General features: G+C 37.0%; 7 protein-coding genes. 6 read left to right on the top strand and 1 reads right to left on the bottom strand.

Annotation, left to right across the window (positions count from 1 at the left end; genetic code table 11):
• Nucleotides 1–251 precede the first annotated feature (251 nt).
• Nucleotides 252–590, top strand: a complete 339-nt coding sequence (locus ACESZH_RS23510) for a hypothetical protein (RefSeq protein ID WP_373219317.1) — start codon at nt 252–254, stop codon at nt 588–590.
• A gap of 114 nt (nt 591–704) precedes the next feature.
• On the opposite strand, the gene ACESZH_RS23505 is transcribed toward ACESZH_RS23510, so the two are convergent.
• The gene (locus tag ACESZH_RS23505; protein WP_373219318.1) at nt 705–1,055 is read right to left on the bottom strand and encodes a helix-turn-helix domain-containing protein; all 351 of its coding nucleotides are present in this window, start codon (nt 1,053–1,055) and stop codon (nt 705–707) included.
• A 511-nt stretch (nt 1,056–1,566) separates the two neighbouring features.
• Between ACESZH_RS23505 and ACESZH_RS23500 the strand changes: the two genes are divergently transcribed.
• The 5 genes from ACESZH_RS23500 to ACESZH_RS23480 form a co-directional block, all read left to right on the top strand.
• Nucleotides 1,567–2,004: an RNA polymerase sigma factor gene (locus tag ACESZH_RS23500; RefSeq protein WP_373219320.1), complete on the top strand. Its 438-nt coding sequence runs from the start codon at nt 1,567–1,569 to the stop codon at nt 2,002–2,004.
• Nucleotides 1,991–2,272, top strand: coding sequence for a helix-turn-helix domain-containing protein (locus ACESZH_RS23495; protein ID WP_373219322.1), 282 nt, complete (start codon nt 1,991–1,993; stop codon nt 2,270–2,272). Before ACESZH_RS23500 ends, ACESZH_RS23495 begins: the two co-directional genes overlap by 14 nt.
• Before the next feature lie 435 nt (nt 2,273–2,707).
• Nucleotides 2,708–2,857: an SHOCT domain-containing protein gene (locus ACESZH_RS23490; protein ID WP_373219324.1), complete on the top strand. Its 150-nt coding sequence runs from the start codon at nt 2,708–2,710 to the stop codon at nt 2,855–2,857.
• Between the two features lie 70 nt (nt 2,858–2,927).
• Complete coding sequence (locus ACESZH_RS23485) at nt 2,928–4,703, top strand: recombinase family protein (RefSeq protein ID WP_373219326.1); 1,776 nt, start codon at nt 2,928–2,930, stop codon at nt 4,701–4,703.
• A gap of 206 nt (nt 4,704–4,909) precedes the next feature.
• On the top strand, nt 4,910–5,096 hold a 187-nt coding region (locus ACESZH_RS23480; protein WP_373219984.1), incomplete at its 3' end, for a DUF6050 family protein.

Genomic DNA, 5,096 nt, shown 5'->3' with positions numbered 1-5,096 from the left:
CAGAAATCAAGGGATTTTTATCATTTTCACTGTCTTTTCTGATACAAACGAGAGTTAATTACCATGGAAGTTCACATACATCCCTCACTTCTAAAGTTGAAGTATTCATAATTGATTTTACCGATTTGGAATGCTAATATACTTCTAAAGATGAAGTACAAGAAAAAATATGCTGAATTATCATAGAATGGTCACAATAAATATATGGTAGCATCAATACTGGTGTCGAATTTTGAAAGGAGCGTACTGATATGCAGAACGAAATATGGGAGCAAATAGGTAATTTTTTGAACAGTCTTCGGTGTGAAAATGTGGAGAGAAAAAGCTATATTCAATTTTCAGAATTGAAGGAAGCGGATAAATTGAAGAAAGAAGCTCAGAAAAAATATGAAACGGCAGTGGCCAAACTGCAGGTTGATCAAAGAAGAAATATAGAACTGTATGTAGAAGTCTTGCAACATAAGGCATTTATGGCAGAAGAACAGGCATATTGTCAAGGATATGTAGATTGCATCCAATTATTAGCTGGGATGGGATTGCTGGAAAAAAATCCGGAAATAGAAAAAATTATAGAAAAAATAAAAAAATGATTTTTTAATAAAAATGGCTCGTTCCTGTGAGATGGAATTGAGCCATTTCTTTTTGAAATTGTTTGTAGAAAAAATATCGGAAAATATCAGTGCTTTATCAGAATTTGTCAAAATCTATTCATTATGATTATCACTGAAATCTGGATCGGGTTGCAATAGAGCAGTAGCGGTTGCAAGAAGAACCTGAAGCTGATGTTCGCTGCAATGAGTTAATAAGCGCAGTAATTGTTTATATGTAGCGTTGTTAGCATTTCCATTTGGATATACATAATCATCTGCAGAAAGATTCAGCAGTCGCATTGCTTTACAAAACAGTGGCAAACTGGGAGTACCTTTATGTCTTTCTAAATCGCCTAAATAAGTGGCTGATACTCCGAGTTTTTCCGCAAGCTCTTCCTGTGTCCAGTGTAAGTCCATCCGAGCATTTTTTACCATTGTTGCAAAAAGTGTTTTGGGAATATCCATGTTTATTCACCTCCATAAACATAGTGTATTACCCTGTATTTAAAAAGTGAAAAGGGTTATAGCTTGGTATTTTATAGGGGTTTAAACCTAGATAGAGTGTTCAGATCCTTTTTCGGATAAAAAAAACAAAATTCCGAAAAGGGCTATTTGAATGCTCTTTTTTGCTTGCGGAATTTTGCCGGAGAGCAGAGAGGGTTTTAAAGATGTTTTTTGCTATCGGTTTCACCGATTGTCAGGTATACAATTAAAAAAATCATTACTTGTAATTCTCTGTCAAACACCCTGGAATCTGGGGTAAAAACCTATATTGTTATAGGGGTTACAATTTATTTTGATATAAGATGCGTCCGATGGGCAATAGCCTATTCGGGCGCTTTTTATATACATCAAAATTTTTTAAAAAAAGTTTTGACTTCACCCCAACATGGGCAAATACCCAATCGGGATATTGAGCGAAAGGGAAATAAAGGATTTCGCTCATACCAGTTGGTCGGGAAGGAGGTGAACTCTTATGGAGCAATCTTCTTCCTGGAAAGAATGGACGGTCAGACATCAGTTTGACCGGATATGTAAATTGGCATTAAAAGGCGAAGTCGTTGATTATCAAAGACATTTGGCCTATCGGCAAAAGCACGAAGTGATGTTGTCGGAATTGTCGCAGAAGGAGTTGAGCAGATTTTTTACGATGGATGAATACGATTTGGAAACATGCCGCTTTCAGGTCCTTGGTTATGATATTGAAGTTAAAGATGCTTTGATTGCGGAAGCCTTAAAAAATCTGACGGAAAAGAAGCGGAATGTCATTCTGTTGTCTTATTTCATGGATATGAGTGATGCGGAAATTGCAAGGGAAATGAACCTTGTACGCAGTACCATCCATGAACATCGGAAACGCTCACTCGAATTACTCAAACAAATTATGGAGGCAAATACGAATGAGAAAAAATGAAAGACAGATTGATGAATCTGAATTGCTGCCTTTCCATATTATTCAGGCAGCATCAGAGGGTGATGTGGAAGCAATCAATGTAGTGCTGAAGCATTACGAAGGATACATAACCAGTCTATCCACAAGAATGCTATTTGATGAATATGGACAGGCATATTACTGTGTGGATGAGACTTTGCGTCGGCGTTTGGAAACAAAACTGATTACAAAGATACTGGATTTTGATCCGGTTCCTTATGGAACTGGAAAAGCTGCGAATAGGAGATAGGAGAAATAATTCTCTGATCTTTACTGTTCGATTGCACTTCATAGCTTGCTACTCTTTTCCCTTTCAGGAGTAGAGCAGATTGGGATGCGGCGTACCTTGAAAATTAAATATGGTTGATCCTGCAAGACGTATGAAGCAGTTGAGCTATGGAATGGATACGCCAAGACTACCTGTCCTTCTGACTTCCCGACAAATTGTCGGGAGGTTAGAGGGATTGGAAGCGAGGAAATGCTGTTAAGGGCATTGAAGCGAAGGTACGAGCGACAATTATTTGTTCCCAACAGAGAGATAGGTACTTTGTGGCGAAGATGCTGTTTTTGATAATGATACTTCCGGCAGAAGTCCGGTCTGATGAAGATGGTGAAAATCCAATGGGGCTATACCTGATAGCCGCTTGCAGGATTTCTTTTTAATAATAATGAAAGGGGAACTTAGATGGATGGGAAGAAATTACTGCGTTATAGTATGCAGTTATCTATGTTAAAGCAATTACTTTCTAAGAAATTGATTAATGAAAACGAGTACCAGGTAATACAAAAGAGATTAATGAAAGATTATGGCATTGTGTCCAACATTACTGCTTGACGATATATCTGTGTTGTAATATAATGAAATCAACACTACGGTAGGAATACAAAAACGAAGGGAGACGAAAATGGAAGTTGAACTGATTAAAGCAAATGATCCATTTGAAAGTTCTGCCAGACGAAAGATTGAGCGATTAAGAGTTGCGGCTTACTGCCGGGTAAGTACGGATGATGAAGATCAGATAAAAAGCTATAACTCAATGGTTACGCATTATACAGAATTGATTCAGAATAATAAAGATTGGATATTTTCGGGTATATATGCTGACAAGGCAATTACTGGTACAAAAGTAGATAAGCGGGACGAATTTCAAAGGCTGATTCAGGATTGCATGGATGGTAAGATTGATATGATTATTGCAAAAAGTCTTCCACGATTTGCAAGAAATACATTGGATACATTGAAATATGTTCGCATGTTGAAAGAGAGAAATATTGCTGTCTATTTTGAAGTTGAGAAAATCAACACACTGAAGGATGGGGAATTTCTAATGACTATTTTAAGCTCTGTTGCACAGCAGGAAGTTGAAAATACATCCGCTTATGTAAAAAAGGGCTTGAAGATGAAAATGAAACGTGGAGAACTGGTGGGTTTTCAGGGATGCTTGGGATATGATTATGATGTGGAAACGAAATCTATCTCAATCAATGAGGAAGGTGCTGAGGTTGTCAGGTATATTTTTGATAGATATGTGGCGGGCGCAGGCAGCACTATGATAGCTAGAGAATTGAATGAGCAGGGTAATCTGACAATTCGGGGAAATCCCTGGACTTCATCCAGTGTCATGGGAATTATCAATAATGAAAAATATAAAGGTGATATTTTATTAGGAAAAACTTTTACAGTTGATCCAATCTCTAAAAGACGTTTAGATAATCTTGGTGAGGAAGATCGATATTATATCCATAATCATCACGAACCGATTATCACTGAAGAACAATTCGAGCGGGCGCAGGAGATGAGGAATCGCAGAAATGGAAACCGAAAACATAATATTACTCCTGGAAAACGTGAAAAATTCAGTCGGCAATTTGCATTTAGTTGTATGGTAGAATGTGGATTTTGTGGCTCAAATCTTTCACGCAGACGATGGCACAGCAGTTCTAAGTATAAAAAGACGATATGGCAGTGTGTCAAGTCAACTAAAGAAGGAAAAAGGTTCTGTCCGGACAGTAAGGGAATTCCAGAGCAAGTGATAGAAGAAGCATTTATTGAGTCTTACCGGATGCTTTGTAATGACAATAAGGATGTTTTGGAAGAATTTTTAAAACGTACCGAGAAGGCACTTGGTGAAAACTCGGTTGAGGATCAGATTCATAAGTTGGAGAAAAATGTTGAAAAGGTTTCCACAAAGAGGAAAAAGTTGCTTGATAATTACCTAAATGGGGTTATAGAACAAGATATTTATGAGGAAACAGACTTAGGTTTGAAAACTGAACTGACGAATGTGAGGGCAAAGTTAGAGTACTTGCGTCAACAGTCAGACGAAAATAGTTCATTACAGAGGAGGATTTCAGATTTCAAAAAAGCACTATCGCATAATGAAGTGCTTGAGGAATTTGACAGAGGAATATTTGAAAGCATTATTGAAAAAGTCATAGTTGGTGGCTATGATGAAGATGGAAATAAAGATCCCTATAAGATAACTTTCATATATAAAACAGGATTTAAGAATGAAATTGGGAATGCAAAGGAGCGTTTTGGAAAGACATCCAGTATTGCGGACAAAGTGAAAAAAATGTGTTCCGATATAAGTGACGAGGTAAAGGATGTGTGTTCCTATGTTAGTGACAACACATGTAGAGACCGTTTGCCTCTTGAGCAACCGAAAATCAAAACCTGATACTTATATAAAACTGAGTCTGGATATGGAAGATTACTACAGAATCAAAGATGCAGAGAAAGAAAAGAATAAGACATCATAATTAAACAGAACTATAAGGAGAGTTGCTAATGTGTGGAAGCGTTGGCAACTCTTTTGTGTTTTCGGAAAAAATTTTGATAATTAGTGGTAATTTGATTGTGAAAGTGTGATAGTAAGAAAGGTGGATGATAAGAATGAGATTTAGAGATGTATTAACGAAAACGGTATTTCCAATGGTATCATTGATGGTGTGGGCGTGGTTGGCATATAATTTTTGTATATCTTTAGGACTGGCTGAATGGTGGAAAATATGGATGGTTATTGGAATGCCATACGGAATACATAGAATGTGTGTATGGTTATTACCTAAGA

The sequence above is a fragment of the Ruminococcus sp. 5_1_39BFAA genome, assembly GCF_964240875.1.
GTDB lineage: Bacteria > Bacillota > Clostridia > Lachnospirales > Lachnospiraceae > Blautia_A.
This window is presented reverse-complemented; position numbering and strand designations above follow the sequence as displayed.